This is a genomic window from Catenuloplanes nepalensis, from assembly GCF_030811575.1.
Classification (GTDB): Bacteria; Actinomycetota; Actinomycetes; order Mycobacteriales; family Micromonosporaceae; genus Catenuloplanes; species Catenuloplanes nepalensis.
The window spans coordinates 829,253-846,574 of sequence record NZ_JAUSRA010000001.1 but is presented as its reverse complement, the minus strand read 5'-3'; the positions used below and the strand labels follow the sequence as shown (position 1 = coordinate 846,574).

Sequence of the window (17,322 nt, the reverse complement as noted above, 5' to 3'; positions counted from 1 at the left end):
AATGACGGACGACCTCGGGGGTACGGGTCAGCCGGTGCGCTGGGACACGCTCACCTGGCCCGAGTCCGGCGCACTGGCGTCGGAGACGAACGCGGTGATCATCCCGGTCGGCGCGATCGAGCAGCACGGGCCGCACCTGCCGCTCAACGTCGACTCGGTGATCTGCGAGGAGGTCGCGCTCGGCGTCTCCGCGCTGACCGGCGTCCCCGTCGTACCCACGCTGAATTATGGGGTGTCCGGCTCGCACGGCGACTTCGCCGGCACGCTCGCGCTGCGCCCCGAGACGCTGATCGCGGTGGTCGAGGACGTCATCGACTCCCTGCACGCCAGCGGAATCCGGCAGTTCATCCTGCTCAACGGCCACATCTGGAACAGCGGCTCGCTCGACGTCTCGGCCGAGAAGCTGCGCGTGCGGCACCGGGACTCCCGGGTGCGGTCCATCGCCTACGTGACCATGTATCCCGGTCCGGAGGTCAACGGGCGGGTGATGTTCGGGCGCGGCCTGATGCACGCGAACTTCTTCGAGACGTCCGTCATGCTCCATCTACGACCGTCACTGGTACGAATGGACCGGGCGACCTCGCACGTCGACGTCGACTCGTTCTGGGACTACCGGATGGACCAGGTCAGCGACACCGGCGTCTGGGGCCGCGACGTGGCCGAGGCCTCCGCCGCGCACGGGAGGTCCGAGTTCGAGCGCTGCGTGCTCACCACCGCTCGGGCGATCTCCGCGGCCGTTCGCGAGCCCTGGCCGTCCTCGGCACACCGGCCCACGCTCTGAAAGGGATCACCATGGAGATCTTCGACATCACGCTCCCGATCCACCCGGAGATGCTGCACTGGGGCCGCAAGCCGGAGGTGGAGATCGTCGAGTCGCTGGCCAACGGCGACGCGTCGAACGTGACCCGCTGGCGGCTCGGCGCGCACACCGGCACGCACGTGGACGCGCCCGCTCACTTCGTCGACGGCGCCACCCCGGTCGACAAGCTCGACCTGCACGCGCTGGTCGGCCCGGCACTGGTCGTCGACGCGACCGGCGTCACCGGCGACATCTCCGTTCTCGATCTGGAGAATGCCGGCGTGGCCGGGCACCAGCGGGTGCTGCTCAAGACGTCGAACTCGGCCGGGCCGCTCAAGGAGACGGACCGCGCGCCGAGCTGGGTCGGCCTCTCACCCGAGGCCGCGCAGTGGCTCATCGCCCAGGGCGTGCGGCTGATCGGCATCGACTACCTGACGATCGAGAGCCACACCCGCACCGAGACCTGGGACGCCCACCACGTCCTGCTCCGCGCCGGCCTGATCATCCTGGAGAACGCCGACCTGGACGGCGTCCTCCCGGGCGACTACGAACTGGTCGCCCTCCCGGCCAAACTCGTCGACGCGGACGGCTCCTTCACCCGCGCCATCCTGATCAGGCGGGACGCCTGATGTCCACGGCGGACCCTGCCCCGGACAGCCCCGGATCCCCGGCCGCCGCCGGCACGCCGAACGACCCCGGACTCCCGGCTGACGCCGGTTCGCTCGCTGCCGGTTTCGGCGCGCGCACCGGCACCGCTGACGCCGGTACGCGCGCTGCGGGTTTCGGCGCGCGCACCGGCACCGCACCACGGGCGACCGCAGCCGGCACCACCATCGGCACCGGAGCACAGGCGGCTGGGATCGGGATGGGCGCCGGTGGTGGTCCCGGCGGGACCGCCGCGGCGGCCGGCCGAGGTGTGGCGGTCGCGGCACCGCATCCGGCCGCGATCGACGCGGCGCGGGCCGTGGTCGCGGCCGGGGGTAACGCGTTCGACGCGGCGCTCGCGGCCGCGGCGGCGCTGACCGTGGCCTATCCGCACCAGTGCTCGGTCGGCGGCGACCTGGTCGCGATCGTGCGGCCGGCCGGCGGGGAGGCGCAGGCCGTGCTCTCCATCGGCGCGGCCGCCGCGAACGTGGACGTCGACGCGCTGCGCGCGGGCGGCGAGCGCATGCCGTTCGGCGGGCCGCTGACCGTGACCGTGCCCGGCGTGGTCGCGGGCTGGGCCGCGATCGCCGGGCTCGGCGCGTCGCTACCGCTGACCGCGCTGCTGGAGCCCGCGATCCGCCTGGCCGGCGACGGCGTGCCGGTCAGCCCCGGACTGCACCGGGCGACGCTCGGCCGGCTCGACGGGGTGAAGGCCGACCCCGGCCTGTCCGCGCTGCTGCTGGACCCGGCGACCGGCGAGCCGGTGCGCACGCTGGTCCAGCCCGCGCTGGCCGAGACGCTTCGGCAGATCGGCGCGAACTGGCGCGCGTTCTACAAGGGACACCTCGCACACCGCCTCGCGGACGGGCTGGCCGCGCTCGGCAGCCCGCTCACCGCCGACGACCTGGCCGCACACCGGGCCGAGGTGACCACACCCCTCACCACGACGGTCGGCGACGTGACCTGGTCCGCGGCCCCGCCGCCGGTCCAGGGCGCCACGTTCCTGGCCATCGCCGGCGCGACGACATCCGGCGCAACAGCACCCAGCGCGATGGCACCCGGCGCCGCAGCACCCAGCGCGATGGCACCCGGCGCCGCAGCACCCAGCGCGATGGCGCCCAACGCGATGGCGCCCGACCCAACGGCATCCAGCGCCGCAGCATCCGGCGCAACAGCACCCAGCACCGCACCATCCGACGCAACAGCACCCAGCGCCGCAGCACCCGACCCAACGGCATCCAGCGCCGCAGCATCCGGCGCAACAGCACCCAGCGCCGCACCATCCGACGCAACAGCACCCAGCGCCACAGCATCCGGTGCGACGGCACCCGGCGCCGCAGCATCCGGCGCAGCTGACACCGGGGGGACCGGCGCCGCGGGCGTGGGCGGCCCGGTCGCTGATGTGACCGCCGACGCGGCTGACCCGCCCGCTGACGCCGTCGAGGCGCGCGCTGCCGCGCTGCTCACCGATGCGCGGCGGGCGCAGCTGGCCCGGGACGCCCTACTCGGCGACCCGCGAACCGGCCCGATCGACCTGGACGGCCTCCTGCTGCGCACCACGGACGCGTTTCCCGGCGCGGACGGCGGGCCGAAGCCGGCCGGGGACACGGTCGCGGTCACCGCGGTCGACGCGGCGGGCAACGCGGTCACGCTGATCCAGAGCGTGTTCCAGAGCTTCGGCTCCGGTCTGCTCGAACCCGGCACCGGCCTGGTCCTGCACAACCGCGGCTCGTCGTTCAGCCTGGACCCGGCGCACCCGGCACGGATCGCCCCCGGCGTACGCCCACCGCACACGCTCTGCCCCACGCTCGCCACCACCCCGGAGGGCGGCGTCGCGGCGCTCGGCTGCCAGGGCGGACGCTCTCAGGCATGGATCCTCGCCCAGGTCGCGCCGTCCGTGCTCGACGCCACCGACCTGGACGGCCTGCTCGCCCGCCCGCGCTGGATCATCGGCGCCCGGGAGATCGGCCGCGAGGTGCCGACGCTGCTGCTGGAGCCGGGTACGCCCGGCGTGAGCGCGCTCACCCGTACCGCGAAGGGCCTTGATCTGGCCGTCGACACCACGGCCGGACCGCACGACGACGCCGGCCACATCCAGATCGCCCGCCGCACCGGTGGCGTGCTCGCGGCCGCGAGCGACCCGAGAGCCGACGGACTGGCCGCCGTCCTCTGATGTCCGCCACCGGACCGCCCCGCGCAGCCACGCCTCACCGCCGACCCCCACGGCGCGGCCCCGCGGCGCGCCCTAACCTGCCCTCCGCATCCGCCCTGCTCACCGCACTGCTCCCCGCCGCCTTTGCTCTGCTTACCGGTAGGAAGCGCACGCGTCTTCGCGGTCGGCGGCGCAGCACCGCGGTGGCCGGGACGGGGCGCCGCCGCGCACCGGTAAGCAGAGCAAAGCGCCCGCCCGGGCACCGCAGGTAAGCAGAGCAAAGCCGGCCACGCACACCGCAGGTAAGCAGAGCAAAGCCGGCCACGCACACCGCAGGTAAGCAGAGCAGGGGCGCGTGCGCACCGCAGGTAAGCAGAGCAAAGGCACGCGTGAACGATTGGATCGGAGCGACCGCATGGTGAACGGCCCGGACTCAGGTCATGGGGTGGTCGGTCGATGAGCGGCGGTGGGATGGTGATCGTCGGTGAGGTGATCACCATGGATCCGGCGCGGCCACGGGTCAGGGCGGTCGCGATCGTGGATGGGGTGGTGGTCGTGACCGGGACCGTCGCGGAGGCGCGGCGGGCGGTTCCGGCCGGGTCGCCGGAGGTCAGCGTGGCCGGGACCGTGATTCCCGGGTTCGTCGACAGCCACGTGCACCTGCTGTGGGCCGGTCGCAGGGCCGCGCGCGTCTCGCTGACCGGCGCGGTCTCGATCGCCGAGGTCCAGCGGCGGCTCCGGGCGCACGCGGACGCGCATCCGGGCGCCGGCTGGATCGAGGCCGACGACGACCTGGACCCGTGGGACCTCGCCGAGAGCCGGCTGCCGACCGCGGCCGAGCTGGAGGACGCCGTGCCCGGCCGGGGCGTGCTGTTGGACCGGCGCGGGCACGACGCGCTGGTCAGCACGACCGCGCTGCGGCACGCCGGGATCACCGCGACCACGCCGGACCCGGTGGGCGGGCGCATCGCACGGGACGCGCACGGCGACGCGACCGGCCTGCTGGTCGAGCATCCCGCGGTGGCGCTGGTCCGGGCCGTGGTCCCGCCGCCGTCGGACGCGGACCGCCGCGCCTGGATCGAGGCCGGCCAGCGGGCACTGCTCGCGCATGGCATCAGCACCGCGATGGACCCGGCCGTGGCCGTGCCGGAGCTGGCCGCCTACGCGGACGCGGCGCGCGCGGGTGCGCTGCGGCTGCGGGTCGTCGCGATGCCGCTCGGCTCCGAGAGCATCGATTTCGCCGGGCTCGATCGCGCGGCCGCGGACTGTGGCCTGGAGACCGCGGACCCGCGCATGCTGCGCCGCGGTCCCACCAAACTCTTCCTGGACGGCGGCGGCTCGCTCGGCACCGCGTTGCTGTCCACGCCGTGGCCGGGGTCGGACGGCTATCACGGCAATCAGACGCTGAGCCGGGACGTGCTGCTCGCGCACTGCCGGGACGCCGCGCGGGCGGGCCGGGGTGCCGGCGTGCACGCGGTCGGCGACGCCGCGATCGACCTGGTCCTGGACGTGCTGGCCGAGGTGGACGCGGAGACGCCGATCGCGGCCCTCGGCTTCCACCTGATCCACGCCTATCTCGGTCCCGGCGCCGCCGCGATGCGAAGAGCAGGGCATCTGGGGGTACGCGTGTCCGCGCACCCGGCGCTGCAGTGGGACTTCGGCGCCGGCCTGATCGACCGGCTCGGCGAGGAGCGCGCGGCCGCCGCGAACCCGCTGCGGTCCTGGCTGGACGCGGGCGTCGAGGTCGGCGGCGGCTCGGACGGCCCCGGACCGCCGATGGCCCCGCTGCACGGCATGTGGCAGGCGCGGACCCGCCGGATCCGCGGCCGGGACACACCACTCGGCCCGGACCAGGCGATCAGCGCAATGGAGGCACTCGCGCTCTTCACCACCGGCGCGGCCAGGATCACCAGCGGGCCGGATACGGGCGTGCACGGCAGCGACCGGCAGGGCAGCGACCGGCAGGGCAACGGCGTGCATCGCAGCGGCCGGCAGAGCAGCGGCCGGCAGAGCAGCGGCCGGCTCCGGCCGGGCGACGTGGCCGACCTGGCGCTCCTCGACGGCGACCCGCTCGCCGCCGAGCCGGACGCGCTACGGAACATCCGGGTGACCGCGACGATCGTTGGAGGCACGGTGGCGTTCGGCGACCTCGGCGGTGCGGCCGCCCCGCCCGCGATGACCCGAGATTTCGGGCGCGAAGCGCCCGGGCTGCAATGACCCGTCGCGCGGTCAGCACCGGTACCGCATGCCGGGACGCCGGGACGCCACGGGACTCGCGGGGGCGACGACCGCGATTCGCCAAGTCGCCGGGATCGCGGACGGGCGTGATGGCAGTGCGGGCGTGATGGCAGTGCGGGCGTGATGGCAGTGCGGGCGTGATGAGGCGGGCGAACGGCGTACCGTGGCGGCATTTTGATCGTGAGTATGGGGTGCGATGGGGCTGATGGAAGCCGCGCTGCTGCTGGTGGCCGGTCTGGCGGCCGGGATCGTGAACGCGATCGCCGGTGGTGGCTCGCTGATCACGTTCCCGACCATGCTGGCGATCGGGATCCCGCCGGTGTCCGCGAACGTGAGCAACGCGCTCTCGGTCGCGCCCGGCTACGCGTCGAGCGTGGTCGGCAGCCGCGCCGATCTGAACGGGCAGGGCGGCCGCATCCTGCGGATCGTGCCGACCGCGCTGGCCGGTGCCGCGTGCGGCTGCGTGCTGCTGCTGAGCACGCCGCGGGACCTGTTCGACTACGTGGTGCCGTTCCTGGTGCTCGGCGCCACGATGACGCTGGCGTTCCAGGCGCGGCTGCGCGCGCTGGTCGGACACCCGCGCGAGGTGTCGCCGGTGCGGGCCACGGTCATGCTGCACACCGCGGTTTTCCTGTGCGCGCTGTACGGCGGCTACTTCAACGCCGCGCTGGGCGTGTTGCTGGTGGCGGGCCTGGCGCTGGTGCTGGACGAGACGCTGGCCCGGGTGAGCGCGCTGAAGAATCTGCTCTCCGCCGTGGTCGGCGTGGTGACCGTGCTGGTCTACAGCATCTTCGGCCCGGTCGACTGGGCCGCGGTCGCGATGGTCGCGCCAGCCACGGTGGTCGGTGGCTACCTGGGCGCGCGGCTGGCCCGGCTACTGTCCGCCCGGGTCCTCCGCGTGGTGATCGTGACGTTCGGGACCGCGGTCGGGCTCTGGCTGCTCGTCCGCGTCCTGTTCCTCAGCTGAACCGGCCGGCCAGCTCCGCGGTGAGCGCCGGCCACGCGATCGGGTCGTGGCCGGGGATCACCGGGTAGCCGTGCCGGGCCCCGATCTCCTTCAGCCGGCGGATCGGGGCCGTGGTCTGCTCCGCGGTGACGCCCCTGAACGAGCCGATCGCCCGCTCGTGCGTGATGTTCTCGGTCAGGTCGGCGGCGTCGCAGGCGAAGACGTAACCGCCGCCGCCGTCGAGGTGCACCACGAAGCTCTGGTGGCCGGGCGTGTGACCCGCGGTGAGCAGCGCGGTCACGCCGGGCACGATCTCGGTGTCGCCGTCCGCGAGCCGCCAGTCGATGCGCGGGTCGTCGTAGTCGACGCGCGCCATCGAGTATCGCTCCGGCTCCGGGTGGTTGCTCAGCCCGTAGTCGAGCTCGGCCCGCTGCGCGTGCACCGGCACCCGGCCGGCGAAGTGCTTGAGCCCGCCCACATGGTCGACGTGCAGGTGGCTGAGCGCGACCCGGGTGACGTCGTGCAGCGCGACGCCCACGGCGGCGAAGGCCTCCTCCAGCGGCTCCCCCGGGCCGGGCAGCTCCGGCTGGTAGTTCGGGCTCGGGTAGAAGCGGCGGCGCAGCGCGGGGTCGCGCAGCAGCGCGGTGTTGAAGCCGGTGTCGAGCAGCAGCCAGCCCTCGTCGTGCTCCAGCAGCAGCGCGGGCACGGGTTCGCGGACCCGCTCGGCCCGCGACGCGCCGTGCACGGAGGCCGACCTGGGCAGGTCCTCCCAGCCCAGCGTGAGCGCGATGATCCGTTTGATTCCCATGGGATCCGAAGGTAGCCCACGTGGATCCCAAATGTGGCCCTGGAAGAATGCCACACCGTGCAGATCACCGACGCTGAGGACGACCGGATCGCGGACTACCGCGCGCTTACCGACGTGGAGCTGCGCACGAGGTGGGAGCCGCCGAACGGGCTGTTCATCGCGGAGGGTGAGCTGGTCATCCGGCGCGCGGTGCGGGCCGGCTACCGGCTGCGCAGCGTGCTCGTCGACGAGAAGCGGGTGGAGCAGCTCGTGGACCTGCCCGGCGACGCGCCGTTCTACGCGGCCACGCCCCCGGTCCTGGAGGCGATCACCGGCTTCCACGTGCACCGCGGCGTGCTCGCGTCGTTCCACCGCAAACCGCCGCTGTCGATCACCGACGTGTTGACGCCGTCGAGGCGGATCGTCGTCCTGGAAGGGCTCAACACACACACGAACCTGGGCGCGCTGTTCCGCAGCGCGGCCGCGTTCGGGATGGACGCGGTGGTGCTGTCGCCGGACTGCGCGGACCCGCTCTACCGCCGGGCCGTGCGGGTGAGCATGGGCGAGGTGTTCGCGATCCCGTACGCGAAGGCCGAGGACTGGCCGGGCGCGCTGGACGAGATCCGCACGGCCGGGTTCACCCTGCTGGCCATGACACCGGCGGCCGACTCCGTACCGTTGCAGGCCCTGACGCCCGCGCAGCGGGCCCGGCCGGCCGTGCTGCTCGGCGCGGAGGGCCCGGGGCTCACCCCGCGGGCGCTGGCCGCGTCGGACGCGCGGGTCGCGATCCCGATGCACCGCGGCGTCGACTCGCTCAACGTGGCGACCGCGGCGGCGGTGGCGTTCTGGGAGCTGTCCCGGGAGGACGCACCCTCCTGAGCTTCGGACGCCGCGCGGCGGGTCTCGCGGCACGGCGGTGATCGCGTAGTTCGTCCGCTGTCACAACGTCAGCCCGGAAGTCCACACCGCCGGTGGACGAACGCGAAGAGGGCCTCCTGCGCTTCGGTGGGCACCTCGATCAGCGTGTAGACGGCCGGGGCGTCACCCACCGCGAGCCAGATCGGGAACTCGTACGGCTTCTTCACCTCGCCGACCGCGTGCGGATCGCACCGGTTCGAGTCGATCGTGAGCGGGATGTCCAGGGTGGTCGCGCCGGCCGCGAGCGTGCGCGGCGCCGCGGTCAGCGTGTAGAGGATGCTGCCGCGCAGCTGCGTCATCCGGACCGGCTCGGTGCCACCGGTGCGGGTCAGCCGGACCACCGCGTCCAGCGCGCCGTCCGGCCGCTCGGCCAGGCCGGTGAGGGTGGCGGTGGCGACCCGTGCCACCTCGGCCTGCTCGCAGTCCGCGCGCAGGAGCGAATTCAACAGCTCGCTGGGGTACGGCAACGCGAGCTCGACCTTCCGCTTGCGGTCACCGTCCCGCACGCTCAGCACGGCCGTGGCCGGCTCCGCGGTCAGCGTGCCCGCCGGGCCGGCGCAGACGCCCCGGCCGTAACCGATGCGGATGTCGGTGCGCACGTCGCCGGTCATCACCAGCGTGTCCGTGTCGACCGGCCCGGCGCCGGTGAACGACGGCGACCGAAGCTCCGCGCGGACCACTTGGATCGGCGCGTCACCACGGTTGCTCAGCTGGATCTTGACGGTGCGGGTCACCTGATCGGTGCGGTGCTGCACCAGCTCCGCACCGAGCGGGATCTCCGGTGCGTCGCTCGGGGCGGCCGCGCACGCCGCGGCCGCCCCGAGGACGACGACACCGATCAGGACAGGTCTACGCCACACACGGCTAAGCCTTGTCCACCCGGGACGGCTCGTAAAGGCCCGAGATCGTGGACGGCGGTGCGGCCGGCAGGCCCTTCGGCGCGTTAGTGCCGGCCGGCGCGCTCACCTCGGCCTCGGCGGCCCGGGCAGCGTCCGCGACCTCACGGGCTGCCGCGGCGGCCTCCTCGGCCGCCTGGGCCGCTTCCCGCTCCACCTCGGTCGCGGCGGCGGCCGCGGCCGGGGACGGCACGTCGTTCGCGGTGCCGGCCAGCCCGCCGAGCGCCCCGCCGAGGCCTTCGAGCGCCTTGGTCAGCTCGGCCGGGACCACCCACACCTTGTTGGCCGAGCCCTGCGCGATCTGCGGCAGCGCCTGGAGATATTGGTAGGCCAGCACCTTCTGGCTCGGGTTCGCGGTGTGGATCGCGTCGAAGACCGTGCGGATCGCCTTGGCCTGGCCCTCGGCCTCCAGGATCCGCGACTGCCGGTTACCGTCCGCCTTGAGGATCGCCGCCTGCTTGTCGCCCTCGGCCGTGAGGATCGCGGACTGCTTGTGGCCCTCCGCGTTCAGGATCGCGGCACGGCGGTCCCGCTCCGCACGCATCTGCTTCTCCATCGAGTCGCGGATGCTCGGCGGAGGCTCGATCGCCTTGATCTCGACGCGGGTGACCTTGATGCCCCAGCGGCCGGTGGTCTCGTCCAGCACGCCGGACAGGTGCCGGTTGATCTCCTCGCGGCTGGTCAGCGCGCGCTCCAGATCGAACGATCCGATGACGTTACGCAGCGTGGTGACCGTGAGCTGCTCGATCGCCTGCAGGAAGTTCGCGATCTGGTACGTCGCGTCCGCCGAGTTGACGACCTTGAAGTACAGCACGGTGTCGATCGAGACGCTCAGGTTGTCCGAGGTGATCACCGGCTGCGGCGGGAAGCTGACCACCTGCTCCCGCACATCGACCCGAGCCCGGACCTGATCGATGAACGGGATCAGCAGGTTCAGTCCCGGGGTCAGCGTGCGCTGATATTTGCCGAGGCGCTCCACGATGTATTCACGCTGCTGCGGCACGATCTTCAACGCCGAGATGAGCGTGACCACCACGAGCAGTGCGATGGCGCCGACAACCACGCCGATGAATGTCTCCATCTATTCCTCCAACTCCGTCCGCGACGCCGGGCCGATGCCCTCACGCCAGACGTAGACGGTCGCTCCCTGCACTTTGATCACACGCACGCGCTCACCGGCCTCGTACGCCTCGGTGTCGTCGAACGGCCGCGCGTTCCACAGCTCGCCGCCGATCTTCACCTGGCCGTGCTCGCCGTCGACCCGGTCCAGCACCAGCGCGGTCTCGCCCTCCACGCCGCGCGCGTCGAAGTGGTGCGGGTCGTCACCGTCCGCGTCGCCGAGCCGGTGCCGGCGGATGAGCGGCCAGAACGCGGCGACCGTGGCGGCGGAGACGCCGGCGAACACGGCCAGCTGCACGGCCACGCCGAAGCCGAGCGCGGCGGCGCCGGCCGCGGCGAACGCGCCGGCCGCGAACATGATGAGGAAGAGCGACACCGTGAAGATCTCGGCGACGGCCAGAACGGCGCCGAGTGCGATCCACAGAAAGGGCTCCACGAACTGATCGTGTCACGCCCGTGCACCTACCGCGAACGCACCGGATCTTGAATGGGGCCGGGCATCAACATACTGACCCGCGCGGCAACATCCCGGCCGCCGGAAATGCGTTAGATTGGCGGGAATATACCGCACTGTGGGCGGTCGAACATGACGAAATCCTAACGAAAGAAAATCCGGCCGTCCGCCCCGAAACGGAGTTGCACGTGTCGTTGTTGCCGGAAACCAGTCGCCGGGTCAATGAGATCGTCACGTCGGCACAGTCGGCCGGCCGGGTGCCGTCACTGGTCCTCGGCGTCGTCCGGGACCGGGCCCTGGCCTGCTTCACCGGCGCCGGCGAGGCACCGCGCCCGGACGCCAAGACGCAGTACCGGATCGGCTCGATCACCAAGACGATGACCGCGGCCATGGTCATGCAGCTGCGCGACGAGGGCGCGTTCTCCCTCGACGACCTCGTCTACCGGCACCTGCCCGGCACCTCGATCGGCGGCGTCACGCTGCGTCAGCTGCTCGCGCACGTCGCCGGCCTGCAGCGCGAGCCGGACGGCGACTGGTGGGCGCGCACCACCGGCGGCGACACGGACACGCTGATCGAGGGTCTGTCGTTCGAGAAGATCTCCTGGCCGCCGTACCGGACGTACCACTACTCCAATCTGGCCTACGGCGTGCTCGGCGCCGTGCTGCACCGCGTCACCGGCGAGACCTGGCCGTCCCTGCTGGCCAAGCGCGTGATCGACCCGCTCGGCATGAAGCGCACCACGTACCACCCGGTCGAGCCGTTCGCCCGCGGCCACGTCGTCCACCCGTGGCAGCACACGCTCGCCGAACAGCCGCGCACGGACGCCGGCGCGATGGCCCCGGCCGGCCAGCTCTGGTCCACCATCACCGACCTGGCCAAATGGGCCGGCTTCCTGGCCGACCCGGTGCCCACCGTGCTGTCCCGGGAGACGGTCGCGGAGATGTGCGCGCCGGTCGCGATCAGCGACCTCGAGTCCTGGACGCACGGCCACGGGCTCGGCGTCGAACTGTTCCGCGTCGGCGAGCGCGTCTTCACCGGCCACGGCGGCTCGATGCCCGGGTACGCCGCGCAGCTCACCGTGCACCGTCCGACCCGCACCGGCGTGGTCGCGTTCACCAACGCCCACACCATGCCCACGCTCGGCGGCCTGCGCACCGTCACCACGGACGCGCTCACCGCGGTCCTGGACCTGGAACCGCCGCTTCCCCGCCCGTGGCGCGCCACCGGCACCCCGCCGCCGGACGACGCGCTGCCACTCTGCGGCCGCTGGTGGTGGATGGGCCGCGAGTACGAGATCACCTGGCACGCGGACGCGGCCGAGCTCCGGATGACCTGCGTGACGCTCCCGGACCGTACCGCCTGGCACTTCCGTCAGGAGGCCCCGGCCCGCTGGCGCGGCCGGACCGGCTCCAACGCGGGCGAGGTCCTGACGCCGCTCCTCGACGACGCCGGCACGGTGACGTCCTTGAACATCGCCACCGCGGTCTTCACCCGCGCCCCGGACTGAGCCACCCCGCGGCGTTTCCCCTACTCCCGCGACTCCCGTGCTCCCGCGACTCCCGTGCCGCGTGGGTTCTCGGCGACCACCCACCCGACGTGCAGGAAGGAGCGCCCGCGACGACCGGTGCCCGCGGGAGCACTCGGAACCCGGCCACGCCGGAAGCGGGAGAGTCTCTCATTCCTCAAGGACCGTGACGAAGTCGATCAGGCGTTCCATGGAGTTGATCAACGGGGTCTCCAGGTCGCGGTAACTGCCGACCGAGGACAGGATGCGGCGCCACATGTCCTGCGGGGTGGCGACGCCGAGCGCGGCACAGACGCCCTCCTTCCAGTCGACCCCGCGCGGGATCTCCGGCCAGGCGCGGATGCCGACCCGGTCCGGCTTGACCGCCTGCCAGATGTCCACGTAGGGGTGGCCGGTCACCAGCACGTGCGGTGACGTCACGGACGCGACGATGCGGCTCTCCTTGGAGCCGGGGACCAGGTGGTCGACGAGCACGCCGAGGCGGCGGTCCGGTGACGGCCGGAAGTCCGCGACCGCGGCGGAGAGGTCGTCGATGCCGTCCAGCGGTTCCACGACCACGCCCTCGATGCGCAGGTCGTCGCCCCAGACGCGCTCGACCAGCGTGGCGTCGTGGATGCCCTCGACCCAGATCCGGCTGGCCCTGGCGACCTGAGCGGGCACGTTCGCGACCGCGATCGAGCCGGACGCGGTCAGCCGGCGGCCGGGCACGGCGGCCGGTGTCGCGGTGGGGCGCCGCAGCGTGACCGTGGCGCCGTCGAGCAGGAACGCAGCCGGTTCCAGCGGGAAGTTGCGGCGGCGGCCGTGGCGGTCCTCCAGCACGACCGCGCCGTACTCGAAGCCGGCCACCGCGCCGCAGAAGCCGGACGAGACGTCCTCGACGACCAGGTCCAGCTCGGCCTCGACCACCGGAATCGTCTTGCGCCGGCGGCGGTTCCCGGCGAGCACGTCCTCCCCATACATGGTCAGGACGGTAACCCGCTCACGTTTGCCGAACCATCACCCACGCCGTGGTCGCGTGACGTTCTCGACAGTGCGAGGCGCGACATTCGTCGTACCCGCGTCGTACCCTTCTCTGCATGTCCCCCACCGCAGGCGCCACGACGCTGGTGGCGCGCCGGTCGACCCGGTTCACGGCCTGGGTGCGCGCATGGCGTGCCGGCCTCGTCCCGTTCGACGACCTGGCCGAGGAGATCCGCGGTCTGGCGCCCGACGAGGAGCAGCTGGCCGCCGACGCCCCCGGCACCTGGTCCGACGTCGCGCTCGGCGCCGCGCTGCCCGCCTTCGCGAAGGTGCACCCCGACGAGATCCGCCTGGTGCTGCCGGTCCCCGGCGACCCGCGCGGCCTGCCCGGCCCGGGTGAGTTCACCGACGCGGCGCTGCTGGCCGGCGAGGGCATCGTCGCCCGCGGCTTCGGGCTGGTCCCGGAGGTCCGCACGCACACCTCCGGCTCCGGCGTGACCTTCTCCACGGTCCTGTGGCGCTTCCACCCGCTGCCCGGCACCGCACCGCGCGCCGCGCTGACCGAGCCGTCCGCGGCCGAGGCCGAGTCCGACCTGTCACTCGCGCTCGCCGAGGCCACCAACGCGCTGACCCGGCTCGACGTCGCCGCCTGGAAGCCGGAGCTGGCCGGCGCGCTCGCCGCCCTCCGCAAGCCCGACGCCGGCACCGACCTCCCGGCCGGTTTCGACCCACGGGCCCGCCGGCTCTACGCGCGAGCGTCCGTCCTGGACCGGGTGCTGGCACTCGCCTCCACCGCCGCCCCCGGCGGCGCGGTCAACAACTTCGAGGCCCAGCAACGCGACGCCGCCCTCCGTCCACTCACCACCGCGTGCCGCCGCGCCCTGGTCGCCGCCTGCAACGCACCGCTGGCGCTGCACTGAGCTTTCCGGCGTCAGGGTCTGGTCTCTCCGGTGATCCGGGCGTCCTTCAAGTCGTTCTAACGACGTCAACGAGGCTTATTCAGCGGGGCTGAGCCGACGCCGCGTCGCCGCAGGCCGGCGGTGTCGGCGCGCTGCACGCTGAACAACCCTCAACGACACCTGATCACGATTGACCGGCGGCTCACCCCGGCGCTGAAAGTTCATTAGAACCTTTCTTTGCCCGCTTCCGGCGTGGGCACGTTCCGAGTGCTCCCGCGGGCACCGGTCCACTGCCACTCAGGTTAAGTCGATCATGGAGTTCGAGCTGCGCCTTTCACAAGCACCTCGCCGGCATCCACGCGACGCGCCGGTCCACCCCCTGTCGCCCGCCCCCTCGGGCCGGGCAGCGCGGGCCAACCCAGCCCGCGCGCGGCACCCAGGCGCTCTGCGCCCGAAATATCGCGACATCCAACCCTCCGGCGCGGACCGCCCGCCCGCGAGGTCCCACCACTGCGGCCTGAGTGATCAATCAGTGGAGCAAAAGATAGATCAAAAATCGAAGTTGATCGCTCTTTCGCTCCACTGATTGATCACTCAGGCGCCAGACCCAGGATCGTCAAAGAATTCCCGGCGTCGCCAGGTAAGCGCTTGACGGCTTTATCAGGAGATTTCGGGCGCCAGGCGCCCGAGCACATCGGAGGGGTACGGCTCCGCCTGGCGCCCGCGGTGTTTCGACCCCCGGAGGCCGTGCGCGAATCGCGCACCGACAGCAAAGATCACCTCTGAACCCGGATCGAACTGACAGCATTCCTCCTGGGCAAAGCCGTACCGAGGCCTATTCAGCGCCGCCCTCGTCAGACCGCGCGGCCTGCGGCGACGCGGTGCCGGTTCGCTGCGCTGAATAAGCCTCACTGCACCTACTCCAAGGAGGATTATTCAGCGCGTTGCGCGCCGACGGCGCTGGGCTGCGGCGATGCGGCGTCGGCTCGCGCCGCTGAATAAGCCTGAAGATCGAAATAGGCCAAGTGGCGTTGGGCACCGGTCGGCCGCAGGCGGCCTTCCCGCCGGCCGGGTGGGCGAGCCACGGCCTAGAGCCTGTATCGAAGTGGGGGCCGGAGCGAGGCGAGGTCCAGGTGTCGTGGAGGGTGTGCGGCGCGGAAGCCCTCATACCGGTGTTGTATGTGGGCTTTTGCGCCGTGCGGCCAGGCGGCGCCTGGGCCACGCCGCAGCCCGTCTCCCACTTCGATACAGGCTCTAGAGCAGGGGCTCGACGGGGCGGCGGCGGGAGTGTTCGTAGACCAGGGTGGTGCGGAGGTCGGCGACGGCCCAGTGGGCGGCGAGGCGGTCGAGGACCAGGCCGTCGAGTTCGCGGGGGCCGGGGACGGCGACGTGCACCAGGAAGTCCTCGGCGCCGGCGGTGTGGAACGCGGCGATCGTCTCGGGCAGGCCCAGCGCCAGCGCACGGAACTCGTCGACGGCCGCGCGGGTCTTGGGCTGGAGGCGCACGCCGATCACGGCCTGCACCGGACGGCCCAGCGCGGTCAGGTCGACCTCGCTGTGATGTCCGGTGATGACGCCCTCGGCGTGCAGCAGCCGCACGCGTTCCAGGCAGGTCGACTCGGCCGTGCCGATGATCCGGGCCAGCTCGCGGTTGGTCTGTCGCGCGTTGCGCTGCAGCTCAGCGAGCAGGCGCCGGTTCACCGTATCGAAATTCGGCACAAACTAGGACTATACCGACGTTGGGGTCCCGCCGACCTCGATGTCGTCGACCTTCACGTTGACGGCGGACACGGTCAGGCCGTACTTCTCGACCGCCTCGATCACGGCGACCCGCACGGCCTCGGTCACGTCCGCGACGACCGAGCCGGCCTCGATCACCAGCACGACGTTGATCTCGGCGGCGGTGCCGGTGATCTTCGCGTTCACGCCGCGGGTGGCGTCGCCGACCGCGTCCAGCCCGACCCGGTCGAACACGGTGTTGAAGAAGCGCGCCACGTCGCCACCGAGGTCGGTCACGCCCGGCACGGTGCGGGCGGCCGCGGCCGCGATCTTCTCGACGACCTCGTCGTCCACAGAGGTCGTGCCGCGCGTGGCGCCATTGTCGGCTACGTCGGTCATGTCCCATTCCCCCACATCTATTAAGGTGCGGGGGCAGCCTACAAGGATCTCTCAGATCTCGTCGATCAGGTCCGCGACGGAGTTGACCACACGCGACGGACGGTACGGGTACCGATCCGCCTCCACCTCGTCCGAGATGCCGGAGAGCACCAGGATCGTGTGCAGCCCGGCCTCGAGTCCGCACAGGACGTCCGTGTCCATCCGGTCGCCGATCATCGCGGTCGTCTCCGAGTGCGCCTCGATGGTGTTCAGCGCGGAGCGCATCATCATCGGGTTCGGCTTGCCCACGAAGTACGGATCGACGCCGGTCGCCTTGGAGATCATCGCGGCGACCGAGCCCGCGGCCGGCAGCGCGCCCTCGACGGACGGGCCGGTCGGGTCCGGGTTCGTGCAGATGAACTTCGCACCGTCGTTGATCAGCCGCACGGCCTTGGTGATCGCCTCGAAACTGTACGTCCGGGTCTCGCCGAGCACCACGTAGTCCGGGTCGTAGTCGGACAGGATGTAGCCGACCGCGTGCATGGCCGTGGTCAGGCCGGCCTCACCGATCACATAAGCCGTGCCGCCGGGGCGCTGGTCGGAGAGGAACTGCGCGGTCGCGAGCGCGGCCGTCCAGATCGCCGACTCCGGCACCTCGAAACCCATCCGGGACAGCCGCGCATGCAGGTCACGCGGCGTGTAGATGGAGTTGTTCGTCAGGATCAGGAACGGCTTGCCGGACGACCGGAGGCGGTTGATGAACTCGGGCGCGCCGGGCACCGGCTGACCCTCGTGCACCAGCACACCGTCCATGTCGGTCAGCCAGCTCTCCACCGGCTTGCGGTCGCCGCCCATCGGCCTCTCCCTCGGGAAGATCACACCACGG

The 17,322-nt window shown here is 72.3% G+C and carries 16 protein-coding genes; 8 read left to right on the top strand and 8 right to left on the bottom strand.

From position 1 onward, the window contains the following. The first annotated feature begins 1 nt into the window (after position 1). From J2S43_RS03600 to J2S43_RS03580, 5 genes are all read left to right on the top strand, one after another. The gene (locus J2S43_RS03600; protein WP_306827113.1) at positions 2 to 781 is read left to right on the top strand and encodes a creatininase family protein; all 780 of its coding nucleotides are present in this window, start codon (positions 2 to 4) and stop codon (positions 779 to 781) included. A gap of 11 nt (positions 782 to 792) precedes the next feature. Then, entirely contained in the window at positions 793 to 1,428 is a 636-nt protein-coding gene (locus J2S43_RS03595) for a cyclase family protein (RefSeq protein WP_306827112.1), read from the top strand. Next, the gene (locus J2S43_RS03590; protein WP_306827111.1) at positions 1,428 to 3,617 is read left to right on the top strand and encodes a gamma-glutamyltransferase; all 2,190 of its coding nucleotides are present in this window, start codon (positions 1,428 to 1,430) and stop codon (positions 3,615 to 3,617) included. Before J2S43_RS03595 ends, J2S43_RS03590 begins: the two co-directional genes overlap by 1 nt. A 435-nt stretch (positions 3,618 to 4,052) precedes the next feature. After that, the gene (locus J2S43_RS03585; protein WP_306827110.1) at positions 4,053 to 5,813 is read left to right on the top strand and encodes an amidohydrolase; all 1,761 of its coding nucleotides are present in this window, start codon (positions 4,053 to 4,055) and stop codon (positions 5,811 to 5,813) included. A gap of 217 nt (positions 5,814 to 6,030) precedes the next feature. Continuing rightward, positions 6,031 to 6,801 carry a sulfite exporter TauE/SafE family protein gene (locus J2S43_RS03580; protein WP_306827109.1) on the top strand — a complete coding sequence of 257 codons (771 nt, stop codon included), beginning with the start codon at positions 6,031 to 6,033 and terminating at the stop codon, positions 6,799 to 6,801. Here J2S43_RS03580 and J2S43_RS03575 read toward each other — a convergent pair. Continuing rightward, positions 6,794 to 7,588 carry an N-acyl homoserine lactonase family protein gene (locus J2S43_RS03575; protein ID WP_306827108.1) on the bottom strand — a complete coding sequence of 265 codons (795 nt, stop codon included), beginning with the start codon at positions 7,586 to 7,588 and terminating at the stop codon, positions 6,794 to 6,796. The genes J2S43_RS03580 and J2S43_RS03575 overlap by 8 nt on opposite strands. Before the next feature lie 57 nt (positions 7,589 to 7,645). Here J2S43_RS03575 and J2S43_RS03570 point away from each other — a divergent pair, with 57 nt between their 5' ends. Continuing rightward, on the top strand, positions 7,646 to 8,446 hold the full coding sequence (locus tag J2S43_RS03570; protein WP_306827107.1) for a TrmH family RNA methyltransferase: 801 nt from the start codon (positions 7,646 to 7,648) through the stop codon (positions 8,444 to 8,446). 68 nt (positions 8,447 to 8,514) lie between these two features. Here J2S43_RS03570 and J2S43_RS03565 read toward each other — a convergent pair whose 3' ends face one another. The 3 genes from J2S43_RS03565 to J2S43_RS03555 are packed head-to-tail and all read right to left on the bottom strand — an operon-like array spanning position 8,515 to position 10,936. Then, entirely contained in the window at positions 8,515 to 9,345 is an 831-nt protein-coding gene (locus tag J2S43_RS03565; protein WP_306827106.1) for a hypothetical protein, read from the bottom strand. A 4-nt stretch (positions 9,346 to 9,349) separates the two neighbouring features. Continuing rightward, positions 9,350 to 10,462 carry an SPFH domain-containing protein gene (locus tag J2S43_RS03560; RefSeq protein ID WP_306827105.1) on the bottom strand — a complete coding sequence of 371 codons (1,113 nt, stop codon included), beginning with the start codon at positions 10,460 to 10,462 and terminating at the stop codon, positions 9,350 to 9,352. Next, positions 10,463 to 10,936 (bottom strand): NfeD family protein, encoded by a 474-nt coding sequence (locus J2S43_RS03555; RefSeq protein ID WP_306827104.1) that lies wholly within the window; start codon positions 10,934 to 10,936, stop codon positions 10,463 to 10,465. A gap of 206 nt (positions 10,937 to 11,142) precedes the next feature. Here J2S43_RS03555 and J2S43_RS03550 point away from each other — a divergent pair, with 206 nt between their 5' ends. Beyond that, positions 11,143 to 12,462: a serine hydrolase domain-containing protein gene (locus J2S43_RS03550; RefSeq protein WP_306827103.1), complete on the top strand. Its 1,320-nt coding sequence runs from the start codon at positions 11,143 to 11,145 to the stop codon at positions 12,460 to 12,462. A 168-nt stretch (positions 12,463 to 12,630) separates the two neighbouring features. On the opposite strand, the gene J2S43_RS03545 is transcribed toward J2S43_RS03550, so the two are convergent. After that, complete coding sequence (locus J2S43_RS03545; RefSeq protein WP_306827102.1) at positions 12,631 to 13,440, bottom strand: DUF3097 domain-containing protein; 810 nt, start codon at positions 13,438 to 13,440, stop codon at positions 12,631 to 12,633. A gap of 116 nt (positions 13,441 to 13,556) precedes the next feature. Between J2S43_RS03545 and J2S43_RS03540 the strand changes: the two genes are divergently transcribed. Then, positions 13,557 to 14,360, top strand: a complete 804-nt coding sequence (locus J2S43_RS03540) for an Rv1486c family protein (protein ID WP_306827101.1) — start codon at positions 13,557 to 13,559, stop codon at positions 14,358 to 14,360. A gap of 1,233 nt (positions 14,361 to 15,593) precedes the next feature. Here the strand turns inward: J2S43_RS03540 and J2S43_RS03535 are convergent. Genes J2S43_RS03535 through J2S43_RS03525 form a run of 3 tightly spaced genes read right to left on the bottom strand, consistent with a single transcriptional unit; the run spans position 15,594 to position 17,291 of the window. Next, a complete protein-coding gene (locus J2S43_RS03535; RefSeq protein ID WP_306827100.1) occupies positions 15,594 to 16,058 on the bottom strand; it encodes an Lrp/AsnC family transcriptional regulator in 465 nt (154 codons plus the stop codon). Positions 16,059 to 16,067: 9 nt separating this feature from the next. Then, the gene (locus J2S43_RS03530) at positions 16,068 to 16,457 is read right to left on the bottom strand and encodes an Asp23/Gls24 family envelope stress response protein (protein WP_306827099.1); all 390 of its coding nucleotides are present in this window, start codon (positions 16,455 to 16,457) and stop codon (positions 16,068 to 16,070) included. Positions 16,458 to 16,508: 51 nt separating this feature from the next. Further along, positions 16,509 to 17,291: an HAD-IIA family hydrolase gene (locus J2S43_RS03525; RefSeq protein ID WP_306827098.1), complete on the bottom strand. Its 783-nt coding sequence runs from the start codon at positions 17,289 to 17,291 to the stop codon at positions 16,509 to 16,511. Positions 17,292 to 17,322: the final 31 nt, after the last annotated feature.